The organism is Burkholderia sp. SIMBA_051 (genome assembly GCF_046534915.1).
GTDB lineage: Bacteria > Pseudomonadota > Gammaproteobacteria > Burkholderiales > Burkholderiaceae > Burkholderia > Burkholderia ambifaria.
In genome coordinates this window covers 67,803-90,022 of record NZ_JAWRXS010000015.1, presented here as the reverse complement: position 1 = coordinate 90,022, position 22,220 = coordinate 67,803, and the positions used below count along the sequence as shown (strand labels likewise).

Here is a 22,220-nt window from a genome sequence, read left to right as displayed (position 1 = left end):
CGACATGGCACAACAACTTCCACCGGGCGCCGAGAAGGAACAGGCCGTTACCTGGCTCAGCGATGTTTCCCCCAAGGATGTCGCCGCGGGCGGCAACCGCTTCGATGCGTGGTTGCGACGGATCAGCGGCAACCACATCACGTTCGAGGACGTGAAGACGTTTGCCGGCGCGGTGCCGATCGTCGGCAACATCATGGCGATGGTCGACGCGCTCGGCGATATTGCCGAGATCGTCGAGAAGCGCGGCGGTCAGGTGCTCGACTACATGAGCCTCGCGATCAACCTGCTCGGCATCATTCCGATTCCGCCGACGCTCGCGCCGTTCCGGATGTCGGCGCGCCCGCTGCTCGCGCTCGTTCGTCACGAATTGCTGGCGACGCGCAGCAATCTCGGCGCGGCGATCATCTCGGTGCTGGTCACGCATATCAACGCGACTTGCGCGACCGAGATCGAGGATTTTCTCAACAAGCTGAAGGCCGGCCTCGTCGAGCTGCTCGACGGATGCGCATCGAAAGCCGAGGAGATCATGCTCGCGCTGGCGACGGGCATGGACAAGGCGCTGCACGGGCAGCTCTTCGACGCCAACGCCAATCTGAGGCGCCAGCAGCAGCTCGCCAAAAAGCTGGCGGACGCACGGCCGTGGTACAGCCCGAGCCGCGTCGGCGACGGCATCCAGTTCGCGTATGAAGGCACCAAGGCGCTCGGGAAGAAGGCCGTGAACAAGACGGCCGGCACCATGGCGACGCTCGCGCCCGATGCATGGCTCGAGCCGTTTCGCAGCACGGTGACGTTCCTGCGGACCGAGGCGCCGAAGATCGCGAAGTCGATCCGTTCGCTCGCCGGCAGCGAAGAAGGCAAGATGATGTGGCTGGTCGTGCAGTTGATGGAGGCTGTCGCACGCGTCAAGGTACGCGCGAAGCTCCATGAGCAGAGTGCGGACGTCAAGGCGGCGGGGACGAGCCAGGCGAAGAAGACGCGCGGGCAGGAGGGGCTGGAGAAAACCAACGGGCAAGCCCCATCCGAAGGCCCGGGGAAGAGCGCGTGCAAATCTTGCGGCGTCGGGGCATCGCCCGCATCGATCGATTTCGCGTTTGGTGACGAAACGTTCTCGCACGTGGATTTCGACCTGCCGGGCGCGCTGCCGCTCGTGTGGGAGCGGACGTACCGTTCCCGGCTTTCCGCGTATGACGACGGCGAACTGGGTGCGCGGTGGATTACCCCCTATACGACGCGCATCGACATCAGGAACGGTCAGTGGATCTATCGCGATGCGGAAGGGCGCAGCATCGAGTATCCGGCGCTTGCGGCCGGCGCGGTGCACGACGATCTGTCGGAGAACCTGACGCTGTCGCGGCTCGACGATACGTGGGTGACGATCGCATACGGCCACGCCGTGCTGCATGTGTACGAGCGCCGCGGCGACGCGTTCCGGCTCGCGATGCAGAAAGACCGCGCCGGAAACACGATCACGCTCGACTACGATGCGCTTGATCGCCTGGCGCGCCTCATCGACGCAAGCGGAAATGTGCTCGCGTTCGAGCACGACAAGCATGGCCGGATCCTGCAGATCGAGCACGTGCTCAAGGACGGTGCGCGCCGTACGCTGGCGAGCTACGAATACGACGCGGCTGGTGACCTCGTGCGCGCGGTCGATCGGCACGGCAATGCGCGGACGTATCAATATCGACGTCACCTCGTGACGCGCTACACCGACCGCACCGGCCGCGGGATGACGCTCGAATGGGATGGCGCGGATGCCGAAGACAACGCGGACGCGAAATGCATCCGTGAATATGCCGATGACGGCAGCCTCGATCTCCGGCTCGCGTGGAACCCGAATATCCGCCTGACCTATGTGACCGACGCGCTCGGTCAGATGACGCGCTACTACTTCAATATCCATGGTTACGTGTACCGGATCGTGTATCCGGACGGCAACCAGGAGTGGTTCCGGCGCGATGCGCATCACAACCTCGTGCTGCATATCCGCCAGGATGGCAGCATCGAGCGGCGGGAATACGACGCGCGCGGCAATCTGGTCCAGCACGAGCTCGCGGACGGCAGCGTCGTCGCGATGGCATACGACGACAAGGATCAGATGATCCGGCTCGTCGATCCGAACGGACACGTGTGGCAGCGCAAGTACGACGATGCGGGCAACCTCGTCGAGGAGATCGATCCGCTCGAGCATTCGACGAAGTACGAATACAACGACAAGGGATTGCCGACGCAGATCACCGATGCGAAAGGCGGCTCGAAGGTGCTCGAGTACAACGAGGCGGGCCAGGTCACCAGCTATACCGACTGCTCCGGAAAGAAGACGGAGTGGCGGTACGACGATATTGGCCGCGTGATCGAGACCAAGGACGCGTCCGGGGGCGTGGTTGCCTACGGTTATGGTGCGAATGGCCAATTGACGGAGATTCGCTCGCCGGCCGGTGTCGAACACGTGCAGTACGACGCCGAAGGGCGAATGCTCGCGCATACGGATCAACTCAATCGATCGACGCGATATGGCTACGATGCGGTCGGCCGCATTGCGAGCCGCGCGGATGCGCTCGGCCAGACGATTGCGTATCGCTACGACCGTCTCGGCCGGTTGAGTGCGCTGACCGATGCCAACTTCGCGACGTACCAGTTCCACTACGATCCGGCCGGGCGGCTGATCGAGGAAGTTGCGTTCGACGGCAAGTCGACGCGCTATCAATACGATCCGGACAGCGGCCGCCTTGTTTCGGTCGACGAAGCGGGTTGCGTGACGTCGATCGACGTCGACGCAAACGGCCGTCTGCTGAAGCGGGTCGCGGGGGAGAGCGAGGAGCGGTTTGCCTACGACGCGAGCGGCCGGCTGATTGACGCCGCGAATCGATACAGCCGCGTGCAGTTCTTCTTCGATCCGGTCGGCAATCTGGTGCGCGAGCATCATGCGTACGATCTGTTCGGCGAACGACGCAGCTACGTGTGGCATCACGAATACGACGAACTCGGCAACCGGCGACGGACCGTGCGGCCGGACGGGCATGCCGTCGACTGGTTGATGTACGGTTCCGGCCATGTGCACGGGATGCTGCTCGATGGCGAGGAGCGTGTGCAGTTCGAGCGTGATGATCTTCATCGCGAGACGGTGCGCGTGCTGTCGAGCAAGATCGGTCAGCGTACGCACTACGATCCGGCAGGGCGCGTGCTGCAGCAGACGATCCAGCGGTCGACATCGCCCGCGCCGCTCGCCGAGCGGCGGTATCGCTATGACGCGGCGGGACAGTTGTCGCGGATCGAGGATAGCCGCAAGGGCGGGATCGACTATCGATACGATCCGGTCGGACGGTTGATCGAGGCGATCAGTCCGGTCGCGAAGGAACGGTTCGCGTTCGATCCGGCGAGCAACATCATCGATCCGGCGCGGACCACGGAGACGCCGGCCTCTCGTCCGAGCCCGGTGCGGCCGGAAAGCACGTTGCCGGTCGAGGTGCCGAAGGTGCTGGGCAACCTGCTGAAGGCGTATGCGGGGATGCACTTCGAGTACGACGCGCGCGGGAATCTGGTGCGCAAGCGTACGCCAGCGGGTGAGCAGGAGTATGAGTGGGACGAGTTCAATCGCTTGCTGTCTGCGCGGGTTGCGGAGACGTCGCGGCAGAGTCACGCGCGGTATTTCTATGACGCGTTCGGTCGGCGCATTGCGAAGGAAGTGAACGGCGAGCGGACGGTGTTCGGGTGGGATGGGGACACGCTCGCGTACGAGAGCGATGGCGAGCGGGGCACGCACTATATCTACGAGCCGGGGACGTTTGTACCGCTGGCGCAGTACGTAGCCGAGCCGGTAGAGGGGATCGCGACGCCGGAGTGGAAGAGTACCGATCGCTATGTGCCCGAGGAGGATCCGCTGCAGAAGGTGCCGGAGCGGCGGGGTGGCGCGGCGCTGTTCTATTATCACTGTGACCAGATCGGCACGCCGCAGCTGCTGACTGATGGCGATGGTGACGTGGTGTGGGAGGCGTCGTATAAGGCTTGGGGGGAAGCGCGCGAGGTTATTGCGCGAGCGTCGAAGGCGGCGGGGATCGTTGCGAAGAATCCGTTGCGGTTTCAGGGGCAGCAGGTTGATGATGAGACAGGGCTGCATTACAACCGGCATCGATATTATGATCCGACTAGTGGACGCTTCGTGTCAGCGGACCCGATCAAACTGGTCGGCGGAATCAATATCTATAGCTATGGGAAAAATCCGATCGGATCAATAGATCCAATGGGACTTGCAGCGTTGGGTCAACTTGGCACCTACGGTAGTCTCAATGGCGGGGATAATGTCGGTGACAATCTGGAGGTTCATGAGCTTGTGCGCCATGAGGCGCTCGTGCAAATGGGATGTGCAAATAAACGTCGTCGAAACCGAGACAATCCCTCAATCGCTGTCGATCCGACAACACATGACACGATTCACGCCAATGAAAATGCGCTGGCTCAACAGCATTTGGGCTTGGATCCAAATAAGTTTAATTTTGATCCGCAAACTGGTGGCCCATCGAAACGACAAATGGACGTTTGGCAAGGCGCCTTGCGGAAAGCGGGTTTGTCCGCTGCTCAATCGCGTCGTTTGCGGGGAAGTTCGATCAAATATTTGAAGTCGCTCAAGTGTTGCTGTGACGAATGACATGGAGAGGATGAATATGTATACAGAAGTGACTTTTAGCAACAAGGGACCTGCGCCAGGAGATGGATTTGTCGGCGGGGGCGTCAAGCTGCCTGCAGGAATTCAATGGCCAACTGGCGCTGACGGGGAACCTTTGGTCCACCTCTTTAGCGTGCCAGCAACATGGTTCTCCGATCGAGTGAGCGGTGCGCGATGGATATCCGTATTTATTCCTTATGAGCTGCGCACTGTGAATCATTACAGAAAACTTCGTGCGCGAGATGGGCGATCTGATGCGGTAGTGATTGCTTATGATGAAGGTGATTCTGAGCGAAACGAAAGCCACGGTGTTGTGCTGGAGCGTGGAAGAATGGAGAGGATGCTGAGTAAAGAAGCCGATGACGATGAAAATTTAGCGTCCAAGATTGATGGTGTCGATGCTTGGCTCCAGTCGCCGATTAATATCGAAGGATTTCGGCGTCGTCTTTCAATATACGGCGGAGATCTTGACCTGGCCGTTCCGTCAACGACTGGTATTTTGTCTGATGGGATGGGGTATTTGTTTTTGTCAGATGGTGATGGTCATGATGGTGGGGGTGATTTTGGAAGATTTTGCCTTCAATTGGGGTAAGGATTTGACGGGGGTAATTCCCTGTATCAGATTATTCGGTATCGAAAGCCCCAATCGGATTGGCCGGCGGCGTCAATATTTACCAGTACGCGCCGAATCCGACGGGGTGGGCCGATCCGCTTTGGCGCGTTGTCTAACATCAACGGCAACTCGCCGCGAAGCAATGAGATAGGTGCTTACATGCTTGTGCGGATTTCGCAAGCGAAGAAAAAAGCGATGAATTCTTACGGCTATTGAAAGCGGTTGAGGAGAACATGAGCTATGAAGTCGTAGTGGAACTTCTTAGAACGTTCTCGGATGCAGACGATTTTGAAATTCAAGAGCGAACTCGAAATGTCGTGGAGGCAGCCGATCGCCACATATTTTATCCCGCATTGATTCGCGAGCTTGGAGGAATAATTGAACGAGCTCCTCAAAAACAATGGGCGGTTACGCTTGTAGGGATCGAGTTGGAATACGGGGATTTTGAGTTTTTGATGGGAAATGTGTTGCAGTCGAGCGATGAAGAGAGGGCGGGATTTATCTCATTTCTGAAATCCAGCGAATTCATGGACGAGTATCCCGCAGTCTCGAAGTACTTGATTGGTTTGTAGGGGTTGAATTAAGTAGGGCGGCGGAGCAGTGAGTCGATTTATTGATGGAGATGCAATTGATTGCTGGGGTGCACAATCTTTCATCATAAATGGTGCGCCGCCTTCCATTGCTCGTTGCAAATTAGTATTCCTTCGATGCTCCATATCCAAATCAATGTCCTGCTGGAAAATCAATGTGTGTGAGGCCTATACTTTTTTATACGGTCCGCAGCGCTCTTTCTTGAAACGATTCAAGCCCAGCGGATTGACATTGATCGAGAGCAATACTGGCAGGATCGTGCGGCAGAGGCGAACGCCTCAAAAAAATGGAGGATTCAATCTGTGATTCCATCAACAGTCGACCAGTATCTGGCAGGATCTACGGGAGATATCGCTAGAGGTGATCCGAAAGCAGCCATGAGGGCACTTCAGGATCTGGGGGTTGCTCCAGGTATTGATTTTGGGCAGTTCTACCTTAAGTATCAGGGTGGCTTTATAAGTCCTCGACCTGTTGCGGAGTTGCTTGATATCGAGGGGCCGTCTATTCCCGCAATTCCGGACCAAACAGAGTATGTAAGGGATCGATACGGTATTCCGGAGCAGTATTTGGCTTTAACGCCTGATGAAAGCGAAGGGATGTACCTGTACGGTCGGAACGACGGTGCCGTTTATGATCTCGATATTTATTTTTTAAATTATTTCCTAAAAGGAAATATCCAAGCTCGCTGGGCCACATTTAACGAATTCTTGATTTGGTATTTTGAGTCGCCGGTATAAGTAAAAAAAGGGCCGCGCCAGCGGCACTTGTCCTTTCCGGGCGCGCGCGTCAGATCGACGCGATCTGCCGGACGCCCGGTAAGGAGCTTGCTCGCGGGCGGGAGCGAAGCAAAGAATGGTCGCTGCTACAGACGCTCTGAGTTGCAACACGCCGACCTACATAAGACTCAGCATCAAATCGGAGGTTACTAATGTCAGCACATCCAAAGAAGATAGAGAACGTGCTGCGACTCAATGCGCAATCCCGATGCGAATATTTCATCCGCAAGGTCTCCGACTTTGAGGTTGTCTGGAGCCTCTTTGATCAGGGGTGGGCCACTGCCTGCACCGGGGCGGCGACAGTGGCGCCTTTCTGGCCTGAGGAGGCGTTCGCAAAGTTGTGCGCGACTGATGAATGGCAAGGATTTCATCCAAAGGCGATTGCTCTAGAGGATTTTCTAGAGCGATGGCTGCCAGGGATGGCGAACGATCAGCGAATTTGTGCTGTCTTTGCGGCACCGAGTGATCGCGGGACACTCATGTCGCCGATGGACCTCGAAAAATTGATCAGACGGGAACTCGAGCAATACGAGTAACGCCGCGAAGGATTCGACGTTCGGTCGCCGTATTGCGAAGGAGGCGTACGGCGAGCGGCCGATGTTCGGGTGGGATGGTGACACGTTGGTGTACGAAAGCGATGGTGAGCGGGGGACACACGAAATCTACGAGCGGGGACATTTGTGCCGCTGGCGTAGATGTGGCAGAACCGGTTGAGGCGGCACCGCGCCGGAGTGGAAGAGTACCGACCGCTATGTACCGGAGAACGATCCGCTGCCAAAAAATGCCAATTAGGAGGTGTCAGTGAGTGAAAACCATGTAAGTGAGTACCGGAAGGAGCTTCTTTTCAGGAGGGCCAACGGAAAGAAGATTTGCGGCACTTACCTTTCCAAGGTGGCAGCGTTATTTCCATCGCTTGATCGTCCAGAATTGCTTTCCCTTGAGGAAACAGATTCGATTTTAGAGCGGTTCAGGCTGATCCGTGCTGGACTTAGTCAGGAAACAATGCGGATTCCTGTGGAGGAAATTCGTTCTGAATTGTCGCTCATTAAAAATTTTGGACGCGAATTTTATATTCTGATCGACGAGGACTGGAAGTATTGCGGCTTGCTGAAGGTTGGGGCGATAGGGTTGCTAAACGTAGCGCTCGAATTTGGGGCTGAGATATTGGAGGATCTGGTTTTTATATCGGCCGACATGTCATTGGCTGTTGATTTCGATTTCTTCGAGTTGGACGGGGTTCGATTGATAGATATAAAAAGATGGAGTAAGGAGTAAAGGTAAAGAGCCGCAGTATGTGGAGTGCTACGCCTTACCGATCTGTTGATGAATCTCAAAGGCTTGACGCTTGGGGAGAGGTGAGATCAGGACCGCACGCTTCCACCGGAATCTCGGATGCTTGCCGCAAGCGTGCCTTGAAGAACGCGGATAAATACTTCGATCGACTCGGAGCCATCAAATGACGGACTTCACCACATTGCTGGGCGCTGGCTTTCACAGAAACGCCCCGTCCACACCGGCGGCCATCGCGAGCCTGGAAACGAGTCTGTGCGCTTCGCTTCCACCGAACTATAAGGATCTCCTCCGGTGGTCGGACGGGGGCGAGGGAGAGGTTGGTGACCTCTATCTGGCTCTGTGGGCCGTCGAGCAGGTCGTCGAACTTAATGCCTTGTATTCAATCACGAAGCGCATGGGGCATGAGTTCGTGGGTATTGGTACGGATGGCGGGGATTACTGCTTTGCCCTCGATCTCAGAGGAGGCGAGCGCTTCGTTGTTGTGCCGCTTGGCGTGCTCACAGAAGATGAAATCAAGCCTTTGGCTCGCGACCTTGTCGACGCACTGACTAGCATTCGAGACGGCGGCATAACGGGAGATGATCTATAACCGGCGCGTGATTCAAGCAACGGACAGTTCATCAGCAAAGACCCGATCGGGCTGCCGCGATCGAGGCCCGGTGTTGACAAGATGACGATCGGGGATCTTGACTGCGATAAGGTACTTAACGATGCGGGAATTTAATTCGAAAGGTTTGAATGCTCTGGATTTCGAGAGCGTTCGCAGTGCGTTGCTCGCGGGGAAGGGTGGAATTTCCCTCGAAAAAGTCGTCTGTCTACCAGAGGCTGATGTTTTGTGTTGCGCGTATATGGGAAAATATTTCAATGTGAAATTTGATCTGGATTACGGAGTTTCTCTTGAGGCTGTGAGTGATTTTTCCGTTGATGAGCTTGAGGACATTGCTCGGATTTTGACGTGCTAGAAGATGACGGGCTTCCAAGGGTGTTGTCGGCGAGTCGCTTCCCTCAGCACCCGCACGACGCAGGATGATCAAGCCCGACCAATTTCCCCGTCGCGGAATCGGCATAATGACGGCCTGCCAACGTGACACTGCGGCGCCCAGCAAAACTCATCCTCGTTACCACCGCACTACCCATGTCGACCATCACCGCGACCACCGCGTCGCTGAAGCACATCCTCGAACACCCCGGCGACTTCTCCGGATGGCTATGTCTGCCGCCGACGCCATGGACGCTCGATACAGAGGGCGCATTCACCGAAAGCGCCGACCACACTGAAGCCGACACGCTGCCCGCCACCGCCCCGCAACCCGGCTGGCGCGTGACCCTGAACAGCGCGACGATCGAGGACATCGTGATCAACGCCCATGACCAGGTCGACGAACCAACGGTCGCGCAATTGTTCGATGCATTCGTGTTCTACGTCGACAACGACGAGTTCATCCTGCTCTGACAACGCGCGCAACGTGCCAAGCGCCACAGGAAAAAAGACCGCCGAGCGGTCCTTTTTCGATGAAGCATCAGCCCGGAACGAAGCCTGCCCCTCAAGGCAACGAAATCGTCAAATTCGCAGACTCCGGCCCGACCTTGACGACTTGCGAGTAAGGCGCCAACGCCTGCAGCGTCTTGTCCTTCAGATACGTATTGAGCCCGAGAAACCCCAACAGCGCGACGAGCGCGAACACCGCCCCGATCGCCCAAACCGGCACCTCGCGCTTCAACCGATGCGCGATCTGATCGGGCAGCGGCCAATGCGGCGCGAACGGCGCGCGCTTGCCTTTCATATGCGCGATCTCGTCGCCCAGCCGCGCGGTGAGGTAAGCCAGCTTCTCCGGCCCCTCGAGCAGATACTTGCCCTGGAAGCCGAGCAACAGGCACATATGAAACACCTCGAGCGACTGCAACCGCGCCGCGCCCTGCGCGCGGCATTCCTCGAGATACTGAAAGAACTTCTCCCCCGCGAGCTGCTCGCCGAACAGCACGAGCTGCAGCGGCCGGCGCTCCCAGTCGGTCCGGATCTTGAACTGCGACGACAGCACCATTTCATCGACCGCCGCGCAATACGCGAACTTCGCGGCGTACACGTCTTCCGCGGCGATATTCAGCTTCTTCGCGCCACGCTCGAAATCCGACAGGAATTCCTGGATCTTCGTGCTGAACTCGCTCGCGCTGTCCGGCTCGCGGCCGTTCTTGAGCAGGAACAGCATGAAGAACCCGTCGTACAGCAGGTCGACCAGCGAACGGGCCTGGAACGCGGCGTCGGTCGACGCCGGGGTCTGCAGCGGTGCCGGCGTGTTGTCGCCGAACAGGGAGGGCGCGTAGCTCATGAGGTGACCGCGATCAGTTCGAATTTCAGGTCATTGATGCCAGTCGGCGCGTAGATCATCGCGGACTGGGCCTGCAGCATGCGCTCGTACAGCGCGCCGCGCGAATCGAGCGAGAAATAGCATGCGCCCGGCCGCACGGGGATCGCGGGCGGCACCTGCGGCGTGTACGACAGCCGCACGCCGGGCATCGCCGACAGCACGAGCTTGTCGACGTCGTCGGGCGCACCGACCTTGAAGCGGGCCGGCACGGCATCGATGAGCTCGACGTTCGGCATGTCGGCGGACACGGCCAGGTAGAACTCGGTCTTGTCGTCGATCTTGCCGGAATCGAGGCGGCCGAGGTGGAACGACGGACGCACCTCGTCGAGCGTGATCGCGAAGTAGCGCGTCGAGATCACGGTGTCGAGCAGCTCGCGCAGCATCAGGTCGAGACGCGCGAAGCTCGGGCCGGGATCGTCATGGCGATACACGGGCAGATCGGCGAGCGTATAGCCCTTCGAGAACGTCATCAGTTGCCCCGCGAGGCGCAGCAGTTCCTGGAACAGTCGTTCCGGATGCAGCGCCGCATGCTGGTGCAAGTGCGCGAGCGTCGCGAACGCGGCGTTCGCGGTGTGCAGCAGCCAGAACGATGCGATGTCGCCCGAGCGGAACTCGATGATGTTCTTCGACGGCTCGCGGTGAAAACCGTACAGCGCGTTGACCTTGGCCTGCAGCGCGTCGACCAGTTGGCGCAAGCGCTGGTGGAGGATCGGCGAAGCCTCGATCGCGAGGCACGGCGGCACGAAGCTGTCGTCGATCTCGAACCCGGACGTCGCGGTGCGGCGCACGCGCACGAGCGGCACCGACAGCAGCTGGTCGCGCGGCTCGCTGTGCGCGATCAGCTTGACCTGCGTCTTCAGGAACGTGATGTCGGCTTCGGCGGCGTCGGTGAAGTTGTCGGCGACGCTCGTCTGCTCGCTGACGAAGCGCGTCATGAAGCCGGCGGCCGGATCGTCGCTGTAGTTGGTGCCGTTCTCGCGCAGCGGATGCAGCGCGAGGTAGAACACGAATTCGTTGATGCCGTCGGGCAGCGTGTCGAGCGCGATCGGCGGCGGCAGGTCGTCGGCCTGCGGCGCGGCATACAGCGCGCCGTCCGGGAACACGAGCGCGAGCTCGGCCACGCGCAGCACGTTGCTGCCGAGCGCATCGCGATCGATGCGCACCGAGCGCACGCCCCAGTTGTACGGCTGGATCGCCTGGATGGATTCGAACAGGCGCGCCTCGTGGTAGGCGTCCTGCCGCTGAAAGTGTTGAGGCCGGAGGAACAGCCCTTCCCCCCACAGCACCTTGGCCGAATAACTCATGTCAAATCCGGTTAATGTGGCGTTGCGATGTAATCGATTTGGTCATGCCCGAATTAACTCGCCAATTGTTAACTCTTGTTAATTGACATTCGCGCGTCATGTCTTTAACCGCAGCTGACCGACGAAAGCAAATTCAGCGGTTGCGAAGGCGCCCCTTGTTGCGGGGCGATCACGGAGCCATCGGTGACCGTCATCGCGCAATTATGCAGGCCGATGATTATGCCGGATTTCTCCGACTTCGCCGGGTCGAACGTCAGTTTCCATCGCTGGATGGCGGGATCGCGGAACAGCGCGACGATGCCGAATGCCTGCGCTTCGCGCGATACCTTTTCGGTCGCGATATAGCGCTGGCCCGGAATCAGCGTGATTTCACGCACGTTCAGCAGATCGGCGCCCAGCGCGGCCTTTTCCTTGGTCGGATCGGTGAACGCGTCGAACGGCGCCTGCTGGAACGACGTCGGATCCTTCAGCGCGTAGAGTCTTACCACTAATGCGAGCGGCTTGCGATCGTTCGCGGCATTGAGGTTGGGCGCGGCGGCGAGCGTGAGCCCGATGTTGCGCGGGGGCTTCTGGGCATCCGGCAGATCGGGCTTGCCGACGCCGGCAGCCTGCAGCACGGCGCTCGCGGCGGAGCCGAGCAACGGGGCGGCCGCGCATCCGGCCAGGAGCGCGCAGGCAATGAGCGGCAGCGCATAGCGAATCATTGATCTCATCGTATTTCCGGCGTGCCGCCTTTAACTCCCCTGTCAAAACTACCGGGCCTTCCGCGCTCTTCGCGCCTGTCCGGCTTATCTGGTGTTCAACTATTAAGCAAACGTGCGGCGCAGCGCGCCCCCGGAAAATTTTTCCGTCGCCCCGGCGACGCCTGGCTGGTCAAGTAAAACTTGCGCATTCCGGTCGATGGGAAAGCCGCCGCCGGGCCTTTGCCGGAGGCGTTTCGAGGGGTAGCGCTCGGTTTTAAAAGGAATTACTCTGCACGCAGCGATTGAATTATGAAAAATTGATCGGTACTATACCCGCGCGCTTCATGCAAAGCAAAAGAACCAGATTCTCAACGATTTTAATACTCACGCGCCGGTGGATATAAGATGAAAGACCGTCTCTTCGCAAAACTTTCTGGGGTAGTGCTGGCTTGCGGCGTGATCGCCGGTTGCGCGAGCCAGCCGCCGGCGCCGACTGCCGAGGTGTTCAACAAGTCGCTGGCCGATGCGGACGCCGTTGCGAAGTCGGGTGACCAGGACAAGGCGCTCGGCCTGTACCAGCAACTCGCGAAGGCGGATCCGACGCGCGAGGAGCCGTGGTCGCGCATCGCGCAGATCCAGTTTGCCCAGAACCACTATGGCCAGGCGATCGTCGCCGCGCAGGAAGCGCTGCAGCGTGACGCGACCGACCGCCAGGCGAAGAGCGTGCTGGCCGTCGCGGGCCTGCGGATCGCGACGCAGTCGCTCGGCGAGTTGCGCCAGGACGCATCGCTCGCCGGCGACGCGAAGTCGGACGCGCAGGCGCTCGCGAAGCAGCTGCGCGACACGCTCGGCGAATCGGCGCTGTTCCCGCCGGAGCAACGCGTCACGAAGGCGCGTACGCCGCGCCGTATCGTTCATCGTCCGAAGGCCGGTGCGGCACCGGCCGCTGAAGCGGCAACGACCGCGCCGACGCCGCCTGCGGCACCGCAGGCCGCCGCGGGGCAGAAGGGCGGAGCCGATCCATTCAGCGCGCTGCGCAACTGACCGCAACTGACGCGATAACCACAACTAACCTGGGAGCCGTCGAGATGGCCAAGAAAGAAAGCATTCAGAAAAGCTTGCAGAAAATTCGGCCGCCGCGCGTCCAATTGACCTACGAGGTCGAGAAGGGCGACGCGATCGAGGTGAAGGAACTGCCGTTCGTCGTCGGGGTCGTCGGCGATCTGGCGGGCCAGTCGGAAATCGAGCAGCCGAAGCTGCGCGACCGCAAGTTCGTCAATATCGACCGCGACAACTTCGACGACGTGATGAAGGCGATCGAGCCGCGCGCCGCGTTTCAGGTGGAAAACCGCCTGAGCCCGGAAGGCGGCAAGTTCGCGGTCGACCTGAAGTTCCGTTCGCTGTCGGATTTCAGCCCGGACGAAGTCGTCGAACAGGTCGAGCCGCTGCGCCGCCTGCTCGACGCGCGTTCGAAGCTCGCCGACCTGCGCAACAAGCTCGCCGGCAACGACAAGCTCGAGGATCTGCTGTCGGAAGTGCTGAAGAACACGCAGCAGCTGCAGGAGCTCGCGAAGGGCACGGGCGGCGACAAAGACGGCGAATGACGACGGAGTATTGAGATGAACCAGCAAACGGCTGCGGCCCAAGCGAGCGGCGCGGAATACGCCGCCGGGACTTCGTTGCTCGACGACATCGTCGAGAAGAGCAAGGTCGCGAAATCCGATTCCGAGCATGCGCGTGCGAAGGACCTGATCGGCGAACTCGTGCACCAGGTGCTCGACGGCACGGTGATCGTGTCGGACAACCTGTCGGCGACGATCGACGCGCGCGTCGCGGAGCTCGACCGCCTGATCTCCACGCAGCTCTCCGCGGTGATGCACGCGCCGGAATTCCAGCGCCTGGAAAGCACGTGGCGCGGGATGGACTACCTGGTCAAGGAAAGCAACACGGGCCAGACGATCAAGATCAAGGCGCTGCACGCCCCGAAGCGCGACCTCGTGCGCGACTTCAAGGGCGCGAGCGAGTTCGACCAGAGCGCGCTGTTCAAGAAGGTCTACGAAGAAGAGTTCGGCACGTTCGGCGGCTCGCCGTTCGGCGCGCTGATCGGCGACTACGAGATCTCGCGCCAGCCGGAAGACATGTACTTCATCGAGCAGATGTCGCACGTCGCGGCCGCTGCACATGCGCCGTTCATCGCGTCGGCGTCGCCGGAGCTGCTCGGCCTCGAGTCGTTCTCCGACCTCGGCAAGCCGCGCGATCTCGGCAAGGTGTTCGATACGGTCGAATACGCGAAGTGGAAGTCGTTCCGCGATTCCGAGGATTCGCGCTACGTCGGCCTCACGCTGCCGCGCTTCCTCGGCCGCCTGCCGTTCAATCCGAAGGACGGCCAGACCGCGGAGAACTTCAACTTCGTCGAGGATGTCGACGGCACCGAGCACGACAAGTACCTGTGGTGCAACGCGGCATGGGCATTCGCGGCACGCCTGACCGCCGCGTTCGACGACTTCGGCTGGTGCGCGGCGATCCGCGGCGTCGAAGGCGGTGGCCTCGTCGAGGATCTGCCGACCCACACGTTCAAGACCGACGACGGTGAAGTCGCGCTGAAGTGCCCGACCGAAATCGCGATCACCGATCGCCGCGAGAAGGAGCTGAGCGACCTCGGCTTCATCCCGCTCGTTCATTGCAAGAACTCGGATTACGCTGCGTTCTTCGCCGCGCAATCGGTGCAGAAACCGAAAAAATACAGCACCGACAGCGCGAATGCGAATGCCGTCCTGTCCGCCCAGCTTCAGTACATCTTCTCGGTATCGCGCGTCGCGCATTACCTGAAGGCGATGATGCGGGACAAGATCGGCAGCTTCGCATCGGCGCAGAACGTGGAGACTTTCCTCAACCGGTGGATTTCGCAGTACGTCCTGCTCGACGACAACGCATCGCAGGAACAGAAGGCGCAATTCCCGCTGCGCGAGGCATCCATACAAGTGTCAGAGATTCCGGGGAAGCCGGGCTCGTATCGTTCGGTCGCGTTCCTGCGCCCGCACTTTCAGCTCGACGAACTCTCGATTTCTCTGCGACTTGTCGCTGATCTGCCCAAACCGGCAAATTCATAAGCGAGCAAATCGCCCGGGCGGGCCGCCTGGGTAGGACGTTAAAACCACCTCTTTGGGGAGTCGAAGGGCCATGTTACATATGCACTTGCAGTTTGGTAGTCCCGCGGTGAAGGGCGAGTCCGCGGACAAGGACCACCAGGGCTGGATCGAGCTGAAATCGTGGGATCACTCGATCGTTCAACCGCGTTCGGCAACCGCATCGACCGCTGGCGGTCACACGATGACGCGTTGCGAGCACGGCGACATGATTTTCACGAAGGAAATCGATTCGTCGAGCCCGCTGCTGTACCAACACGCTTCGGGCGGCACCACGTTCGACGAGGTGACGGTCCATTTCTCGCGCGCTGACGGTGAAGGCAAGCGCGTGCAGTATCTGGAAGTCAAGCTCAAGTACGTGATCATCTCGAGCATCGCCCCGAGCGTTCGCGAGGAAGGTCTGCCGCTCGAGACGTTCTCGCTGAAGTACGCAGCTGTGCAGTGGAAGCAAACCCAGCAGAAGATCGGCGGCAACCAGGGCGGCAACACGCAGGGCGCCTGGAGTCTGACGAAGAACGACAAGACCTACGCGGTCTAAGGTCGGTTGCGGCAACGGGGCGCGCTGCGTCCCGTTGCCGTTTTCGCTGTGCGAGCCGGCTGATGAAACGATTCGAACCCAGTTTTCTCGACAAGCTGTTCGACGACGAACCGCACCTGCCGGCCTCGGCAGCGATGCGGCAATTGTCGCTGGACGAGCTCAAGAACACGGTCGCCCGCGACGTCGAGGCGATCCTCAACACCCGTATCGCGCACACCGAACTCGAGCTGGCGGAGCTGCCGGAATGCCAGAAGTCGGTGCTGACCTACGGGCTGAACGATTTCGCGGGGCTGAGCCTCGCGAGTCATTACGACCGCGCGTTCATCTGCAAGTCGATCCAGCAGGCCATTGCGCGCCACGAGCCGCGGTTGCAGCAGGTGCAGGTGACGTTCGAGCTGAACGAGCAGTCGACCAACGCGCTTTACTTCGCGATCCAGGCGCTGCTCGTCGTGCATCCGGCCGAGGAGCCGGTGAGTTTCGACGCGATGCTGCAGCCGTCGACGCTGCAGTATTCGGTCACGCGCACACGCGCGGCAAGAATGCTGTGAGTCAAGCCGCCGAGCGGGCCGGACCGCCCGGTGGAGGAACAGGGTCCGGCAGGAAATATTGAGGTTCGGGGTCGTCGATGGAAGAATTGCTGCCGTATTACGAGCGCGAATTATCGTTTTTGCGGCGCTATTCGCGAGATTTCGCCGAACGCTATCCGAAGATCGCCGCGCGGCTCGCGTTGTCCGGCGAGCACTGCGAGGATCCGCACGTCGAGCGGATGATCGAGTCGTTCGCGCTGCTGGGCGCGCGCATCAACAAGAAGCTCGACGACGACTACCCGGAATTCACCGAAGCGCTGCTGGAAGTGCTGTATCCGCACTACCTGCGGCCGTTCCCGTCGTGCTCGATCGCGCAATTCACGCCGGCTTCGCCCGGCCAGCAGACCGAACCGGTCGTGATCGACCGCGGCACCGAGCTGAAGAGCCGTCCGATCCGCGGCGTGCAGTGCCGGTTCCGCACCGCGTACGACGTGACGCTCGCGCCGATCCGCATTTCGGAAGCGCGCTACATGCCGGTCGCGCTCGCGCCGAGCGCGACGGTGCTGCCGTCCAACGCGACGGGCGTGATCTCGATCACGTTCGAATCGCTCGCCGCGCAGCTCGATCTCGGCGCGCTGAAGCTGCCGACGCTGCGCGCGCACCTGCACGGCGAACAGTCGTTCGTCGCCGCGCTGACCGACTGCCTGTTCGTCAACGTGCTCGGCGCGTATGTCGAGCCCGAGCGCAACGGCCGCTGGACCGCGCTGCGCAAGCTGCCGATCGCGCACGCCGGCTTCGACGAGGACGACGCGCTGATCGACTACCCGGCGAAGTCACACCCCGCCTATCGCCTGCTCACCGAATACTTCGCGTTCCCCGACAAGTTCGATTTCGTCGATTTCGACGTCGCGGCGATCGCGCGCGCGGCCGGCCGCTGCCAGCGCGCGACGCTGCATCTGGTGCTGCAGGACGTGCGCAGCGATTCGCACGTCGCGCGGCTGCTCGAGCTGCTGACGGCCAGCCATTTCCGGCTGTTCTGCACGCCGATCGTCAACCTGTTCCGCCAGCACGGCGAGCCGATCCGCATCACGCACCGCGCGGTGTCGTACCCGGTGATCGCCGAAGCGCGCCGGGCGTTCGCGTACGAGGTGTACTCGATCGATTCGGTGAAGCTCGTCCGGCAGCAGGCGCATGAGGAATCGGTGATCGAGTTCCGGCCGTTCTATTCGCTGCATCACGGCGAATCGGCGCGGATCGGTCATTACTGGTTCGCGCGCCGCAACGACTGGGTCGCGCAGAAAAGCCCCGGATACGAAACGGAGATCTCGATCGTCGACATCGACTTCGAGCCGACGTCGCCGCAGACCGACACGCTGAGCCTCGACCTCACCTGCACGAACCGCGACCTGCCGTCGATGCTCGCGTTCGGCCTCGAAGGCGGCGACCTGTTCCAGGAAGGCGGCGCGCAGACGAGCGGCATCTCGCTGCTGCGGCGCCCGACCCAGAGCGTGCGTTTCGAGCGCGGCCGCGCCGCGCACTGGCGGCTCGTGTCGCACCTCGCGCTGAACCACGTGTCGCTGGTCGCGCACGGGCTCGCGCCGCTCAAGGAAATGCTGACGCTGTACGACCTGCGGCGCACCGCCGTGTCGATGCGCCAGATCGACGGCCTCGCCGGCGTCGAGCAGCGCGGCGCCGTGCAGTGGCTGCCCGGCAAGCCGTTCGCGACCTTCGTGCGCGGCATCGAGATCCGGCTGACGATCGACGAGGAGCACTTCGTCGGCGCGAGCCTCGCGTCGTTCGTGCGCGTGCTCGACAGCTTCTTCGGGCTGTATGTCCACCTCAACAGTTTCGTTCAACTAGTCGTGGTGTCGAAGCGCACCGGCGAGGAGATCATCCGATGCAAGCCCCGAACCGGCGAATCGATCCTGGCGTAGTCGACGCGCTGCTCGACGAGCCGCACCGCTTCGAATTCTTCCAGGCGGTGCGCGTGCTCGAAGGGCTGTTCGCGCGGCAGGCGTCCGATGCGCCCGGCGCATGGCGGCAGGGCGACGTCGTCGCGCAGCACATCGAATTCCGCAACACGCTGTCGCTCGGCTTTCCGCCGAGCGAGATCGAAGGCGCGCGCTCGTTCCACGACGGCGGCGCGCTGCTCGATTCGGATGAGGAGCGCGGCGCCGCGCTCGCGGCCGGCGAGCTCGGTCACGTCGAGCTGACGCCCGCGTTCTTCGGGCTGCTCGGCGCTCAGGGCGCGCTGCCGCTGCACTACACCGAGCAGATCGTCGCGCGCGAGCACCTGAAGCGCGACCACGCGGCACGCGCATTCTTCGACGTGTTCTCGAACCGCGCGACCGCGCTGTTCTACGCGGCGTGGAAGAAATACCGGCTGCCGTTCCATTACGAACTCGATCGCGACGAGCGCTACCTGCCGCTCTTGCTCGCGATCGCCGGCGTGCCGAGCGACGAGATCCGCGACAACCTCGCGGCCGGCGCGGGCGGCGTGCTCGACGAGGCCGTCGCCGGCTACGCGCTCGCCGCGCGGCACCGGCCGATGTCGGCCGCGTACCTGCAGCGCGCGCTGTCCGACTACTTCCGCGTGCCGGTGAAGATCGACCAGTTCGTCGGCAAATGGTACGACGTGCCGCCCGACCAGTTGAGCGTGCTCGGCGAGGTCAACGCGGTGCTCGGCGCGACGGCGCTCGTCGGCGAACGTGTGTGGCAGCGCGACATGCGCGCGCGGATCGTCGTCGGCCCGCTGTCCAAGCGCGACTACGAGGCGTTCCTGCCCGGCGGCGCGCACGCCGTCGCGCTCGAACGAATGCTGACGCTGCTCGCCGGCGTCACGCTCGAATACGAGGTGAAGCTCGTGCTGAAGCGCACCGAGGTGGGCGCGAGCGTGCTCGGCGCGGGTTCGCGGCTCGGCTGGGACGCGTTCCTCTGCACGCGCGACGCGCCCCACGACCGCTCGGACGCCCGCTACGAACTGCACGTGATTCACTGATTCCAAACGACAACAACATCGAACCTGAGATCGACGCCATGAGCACGCCTCTGAAGACCCTGATCACGAAACTGAACCCGCTGTGCCGGCACGCGACCGAGCGTGCGGCGAGCGCGTGCCTGGCGCGCGGCCATTACGAGGTCGATCTGGAGCACCTGTTCCTCGCGCTGCTCGACGAAGCGACGGGCGACCTGCCGCTCGCACTGCGCGCGAGCCGTGTCGATCCGCATGCGCTGCGTGCCGATCTCGAGCGCGAACTCACGCGGCTGAAGACGGGCAACACGCGCACGCCGGTGTTTTCCGTACATCTGATCGCGCTGTTCGAGCAGGCATGGCTGATCGCGTCGCTCGATTCGCAGCTCGGCCGCATCCGCTCGGGGCACCTGCTGCTCGCGCTGCTGACCGCGCCCGATCTCGCGCAGTTCGCGCAGCGCATGTCGCCGCAGTTCGCGGAAATGAACGTGACGGACCTGAAGCACAAGTTCGACGAGATCATGGGCGGCTCGAGCGAGGCCGAGCCGCGCCAGCCGGATGCGGAAGACGGCGACGTCGCGCCGGCTGCCAACGGCGCCGCGCCCGCGGCCGGCCCGTCGAAGACGCCCGCGCTCGACACGTACACGACCAACCTCACGCAGCGTGCGCGCGACGGCAAGATCGATCCGGTGATCGGCCGCGAAGCGGAGATCCGCCAGGCGATCGACATCCTGATGCGCCGCCGCCAGAACAACCCGATCATGACCGGCGAGGCCGGTGTCGGCAAAACGGCGGTCGTCGAGGGGCTCGCGTTGCGGATCGCGGCCGACGACGTGCCGCCGCCGCTGCGCGGCGTCGCGCTGCACGTGCTCGACATGGGCCTGCTGCAGGCCGGCGCGAGCGTGAAGGGCGAGTTCGAGAACCGTCTGAAGAGCGTGATCGACGAGGTGAAGAAGAGCGCGCACCCGATCATCCTGTTCATCGACGAGGCGCACACGATCATCGGCGCGGGCGGTCAGGCCGGCCAGAACGACGCGGCGAACCTGCTGAAGCCGGCGCTCGCGCGCGGCGAGCTGCGCACGATCGCCGCGACGACGTGGAGCGAATACAAGAAGTATTTCGAGAAGGATGCGGCGCTCGCGCGGCGTTTCCAGGTCGTGAAGGTCGAGGAGCCGAGCGAGCCGCTCGCGGCCGCGATGCTGCGCGGGATGTCCGGGTTGATGGAGAAGCACTTCAACGTGCGGATCCTCGACGATGCGATCACCGAGGCTGTGCGCCTGTCGCATCGCTACATCAGCGGCCGCCAGCTGCCGGACAAGGCGATCAGCGTGCTCGACACCGCGTGCGCGAAGGTCGCGCTCGCGCACAGCGCGACGCCGGCGGCGATCGACGACACGAAGAAGCGCATCGAGCGCATCGACGCGGAAATCGCGTCGCTGGAACGCGAATCGGCGGGCGGCGCGTCGCACGACGAGCGGCTTGGCGAGCTGCGCGGCGCGCGCGACACGGCGCTCGCGCAATTGGCCGAGGACGAGGCGCGCTATGAAGCCGAGCGCGTGATCGTCGCCGAGATCACCGAACTGCGCGACACGCTCGACAAGGCGCGCGGCCCGTCGGAAGACGGCGAGCCGGTCGACGTGTCGGCCACCCGCGAGAAGCTGACGGAGCGCGTCGCGGCGCTGCACGCGCTGCAGGGCGGCGAGCCGATGGTGCCGCTCCAGGTCGACGGCCACGTGGTCGCCGAGATCGTCGCCGCGTGGACCGGCATTCCGCTCGGCCGCATGGTGAAGGACGAGATCGACACCGTGCTGAACCTGCAGCCGCTGCTGAGCGCGCGCGTGATCGGCCAGGACCATGCGCTGGATGCGATCGCGCAGCGCGTGCGCACGGCAACCGCCAACCTCGAGGATCCGAACAAGCCCCGCGGCGTGTTCATGTTCGTCGGGCCGTCGGGCGTCGGCAAGACCGAGACGGCGCTCGCGCTGGCCGACATCCTGTACGGCGGCGAGCGCAAGATGGTCACGATCAACATGAGCGAGTACCAGGAAGCGCACAGCGTGTCGGGCCTGAAGGGTTCGCCGCCGGGCTACGTCGGCTACGGCGAAGGTGGCGTGCTGACCGAGGCCGTGCGCCGCAACCCGTATTCCGTCGTGCTGCTCGACGAGGTCGAGAAGGCGCACCCGGACGTGCTCGAGATGTTCTTTCAGGTGTTCGACAAGGGCACGATGGACGACGCCGAAGGGCGCGAGATCGACTTCCGCAACACGCTGATCATCCTGACGTCGAACGTCGGGTCGGCCGCGGTGATGCAGGCGTGCCTGAACAAGCCGGCCGAGGAGCTGCCCGATCCGGACGCGCTCGCCGAGGCGCTGCGCCCGCAGCTGTACAAGACGTTCAAGCCCGCGTTCCTCGGCCGGATGAAGGTCGTGCCGTACTACCCGATTTCCGACGACGTGCTGGCCGAGATCATCGAGCTGAAGCTCGAACGGATCCGCCGCCGCATCGACGCGAACCACAAGGCCGCGTTCGAGTGGGACGAATCGCTCGTCGATGCGGTGCTCGCGCGCTGCACCGAGGTCGACTCGGGCGCCCGCAACGTCGACCACATCCTGAACGGCACGCTGCTGCCGGAGATCGCGGGCCACGTGCTCGGCCGGATCGCCGACGGCGCGGCCATCGCGCGCATCGCGGTGCGCGCGGACGAGGCCGGCGAATTCGCGTACACCGTCGAATGAGCACGGCCGCGCAA

General features: G+C 62.0%; 19 protein-coding genes and 1 pseudogene. 17 read left to right on the top strand and 3 right to left on the bottom strand.

From position 1 onward, the window contains the following. Positions 1 to 4: 4 nt before the first annotated feature. The 9 genes and pseudogenes from SB771_RS29770 (at position 5) to SB771_RS29730 (ending at position 9,389) form a co-directional block, all read left to right on the top strand. A complete protein-coding gene (locus tag SB771_RS29770) occupies positions 5 to 4,645 on the top strand; it encodes an RHS repeat-associated core domain-containing protein (protein WP_341770297.1) in 4,641 nt (1,546 codons plus the stop codon). Between the two features lies 1 nt (position 4,646). Continuing rightward, complete coding sequence (locus SB771_RS29765) at positions 4,647 to 5,255, top strand: hypothetical protein (protein ID WP_208446691.1); 609 nt, start codon at positions 4,647 to 4,649, stop codon at positions 5,253 to 5,255. A 254-nt stretch (positions 5,256 to 5,509) separates the two neighbouring features. Then, positions 5,510 to 5,848 (top strand): hypothetical protein, encoded by a 339-nt coding sequence (locus SB771_RS29760; protein WP_175661909.1) that lies wholly within the window; start codon positions 5,510 to 5,512, stop codon positions 5,846 to 5,848. A 321-nt stretch (positions 5,849 to 6,169) separates the two neighbouring features. Further along, positions 6,170 to 6,604 carry an SMI1/KNR4 family protein gene (locus SB771_RS29755; RefSeq protein WP_175661869.1) on the top strand — a complete coding sequence of 145 codons (435 nt, stop codon included), beginning with the start codon at positions 6,170 to 6,172 and terminating at the stop codon, positions 6,602 to 6,604. Positions 6,605 to 6,795: 191 nt separating this feature from the next. Next, positions 6,796 to 7,179, top strand: coding sequence for a DUF2750 domain-containing protein (locus SB771_RS29750; protein ID WP_175661910.1), 384 nt, complete (start codon positions 6,796 to 6,798; stop codon positions 7,177 to 7,179). A 19-nt stretch (positions 7,180 to 7,198) separates the two neighbouring features. Beyond that, positions 7,199 to 7,423: pseudogene (locus SB771_RS29745) on the top strand (Rhs family protein); the annotation flags it as partial. A 21-nt stretch (positions 7,424 to 7,444) separates the two neighbouring features. Further along, positions 7,445 to 7,918, top strand: coding sequence for a hypothetical protein (locus SB771_RS29740; protein ID WP_175661911.1), 474 nt, complete (start codon positions 7,445 to 7,447; stop codon positions 7,916 to 7,918). 181 nt (positions 7,919 to 8,099) lie between these two features. Further along, positions 8,100 to 8,525: an SMI1/KNR4 family protein gene (locus SB771_RS29735; protein WP_175661912.1), complete on the top strand. Its 426-nt coding sequence runs from the start codon at positions 8,100 to 8,102 to the stop codon at positions 8,523 to 8,525. Between the two features lie 546 nt (positions 8,526 to 9,071). Further along, entirely contained in the window at positions 9,072 to 9,389 is a 318-nt protein-coding gene (locus SB771_RS29730; protein ID WP_175661913.1) for a hypothetical protein, read from the top strand. Positions 9,390 to 9,480: 91 nt separating this feature from the next. Here SB771_RS29730 and icmH read toward each other — a convergent pair whose 3' ends face one another. The 3 genes from icmH to tssJ all read right to left on the bottom strand — a co-directional run bounded on the left by icmH (position 9,481) and on the right by tssJ (position 12,319). Next, positions 9,481 to 10,263 (bottom strand): type IVB secretion system protein IcmH/DotU, encoded by a 783-nt coding sequence (icmH, locus tag SB771_RS29725; RefSeq protein ID WP_126227064.1) that lies wholly within the window; start codon positions 10,261 to 10,263, stop codon positions 9,481 to 9,483. Beyond that, positions 10,260 to 11,606 (bottom strand): type VI secretion system baseplate subunit TssK, encoded by a 1,347-nt coding sequence (gene tssK / locus SB771_RS29720; protein ID WP_006751241.1) that lies wholly within the window; start codon positions 11,604 to 11,606, stop codon positions 10,260 to 10,262. The genes icmH and tssK overlap by 4 nt, the downstream gene beginning before the upstream one ends. Before the next feature lie 104 nt (positions 11,607 to 11,710). Continuing rightward, entirely contained in the window at positions 11,711 to 12,319 is a 609-nt protein-coding gene (tssJ, locus tag SB771_RS29715; RefSeq protein WP_011655821.1) for a type VI secretion system lipoprotein TssJ, read from the bottom strand. Positions 12,320 to 12,694: 375 nt separating this feature from the next. Here tssJ and SB771_RS29710 point away from each other — a divergent pair, with 375 nt between their 5' ends. The 8 genes from SB771_RS29710 (at position 12,695) to tssH (ending at position 22,206) form a co-directional block, all read left to right on the top strand. Further along, a complete protein-coding gene (locus SB771_RS29710) occupies positions 12,695 to 13,333 on the top strand; it encodes a tetratricopeptide repeat protein (protein ID WP_011655822.1) in 639 nt (212 codons plus the stop codon). Positions 13,334 to 13,377: 44 nt separating this feature from the next. Next, positions 13,378 to 13,893: a type VI secretion system contractile sheath small subunit gene (tssB, locus tag SB771_RS29705; RefSeq protein WP_006751238.1), complete on the top strand. Its 516-nt coding sequence runs from the start codon at positions 13,378 to 13,380 to the stop codon at positions 13,891 to 13,893. Positions 13,894 to 13,908: 15 nt separating this feature from the next. After that, a complete protein-coding gene (gene tssC / locus SB771_RS29700) occupies positions 13,909 to 15,399 on the top strand; it encodes a type VI secretion system contractile sheath large subunit (protein WP_006751237.1) in 1,491 nt (496 codons plus the stop codon). A 70-nt stretch (positions 15,400 to 15,469) separates the two neighbouring features. Beyond that, positions 15,470 to 15,973: an Hcp family type VI secretion system effector gene (locus tag SB771_RS29695; RefSeq protein ID WP_006477093.1), complete on the top strand. Its 504-nt coding sequence runs from the start codon at positions 15,470 to 15,472 to the stop codon at positions 15,971 to 15,973. A gap of 62 nt (positions 15,974 to 16,035) precedes the next feature. Then, a complete protein-coding gene (gene tssE, locus SB771_RS29690) occupies positions 16,036 to 16,521 on the top strand; it encodes a type VI secretion system baseplate subunit TssE (protein ID WP_105834611.1) in 486 nt (161 codons plus the stop codon). Between the two features lie 77 nt (positions 16,522 to 16,598). Continuing rightward, positions 16,599 to 18,434 carry a type VI secretion system baseplate subunit TssF gene (tssF, locus tag SB771_RS29685; protein ID WP_105834610.1) on the top strand — a complete coding sequence of 612 codons (1,836 nt, stop codon included), beginning with the start codon at positions 16,599 to 16,601 and terminating at the stop codon, positions 18,432 to 18,434. After that, positions 18,398 to 19,498, top strand: coding sequence for a type VI secretion system baseplate subunit TssG (tssG, locus tag SB771_RS29680; protein ID WP_175661914.1), 1,101 nt, complete (start codon positions 18,398 to 18,400; stop codon positions 19,496 to 19,498). Before tssF ends, tssG begins: the two co-directional genes overlap by 37 nt. 38 nt (positions 19,499 to 19,536) lie before the next feature. Beyond that, on the top strand, positions 19,537 to 22,206 hold the full coding sequence (gene tssH, locus SB771_RS29675) for a type VI secretion system ATPase TssH (protein ID WP_175705122.1): 2,670 nt from the start codon (positions 19,537 to 19,539) through the stop codon (positions 22,204 to 22,206). Positions 22,207 to 22,220: the final 14 nt, after the last annotated feature.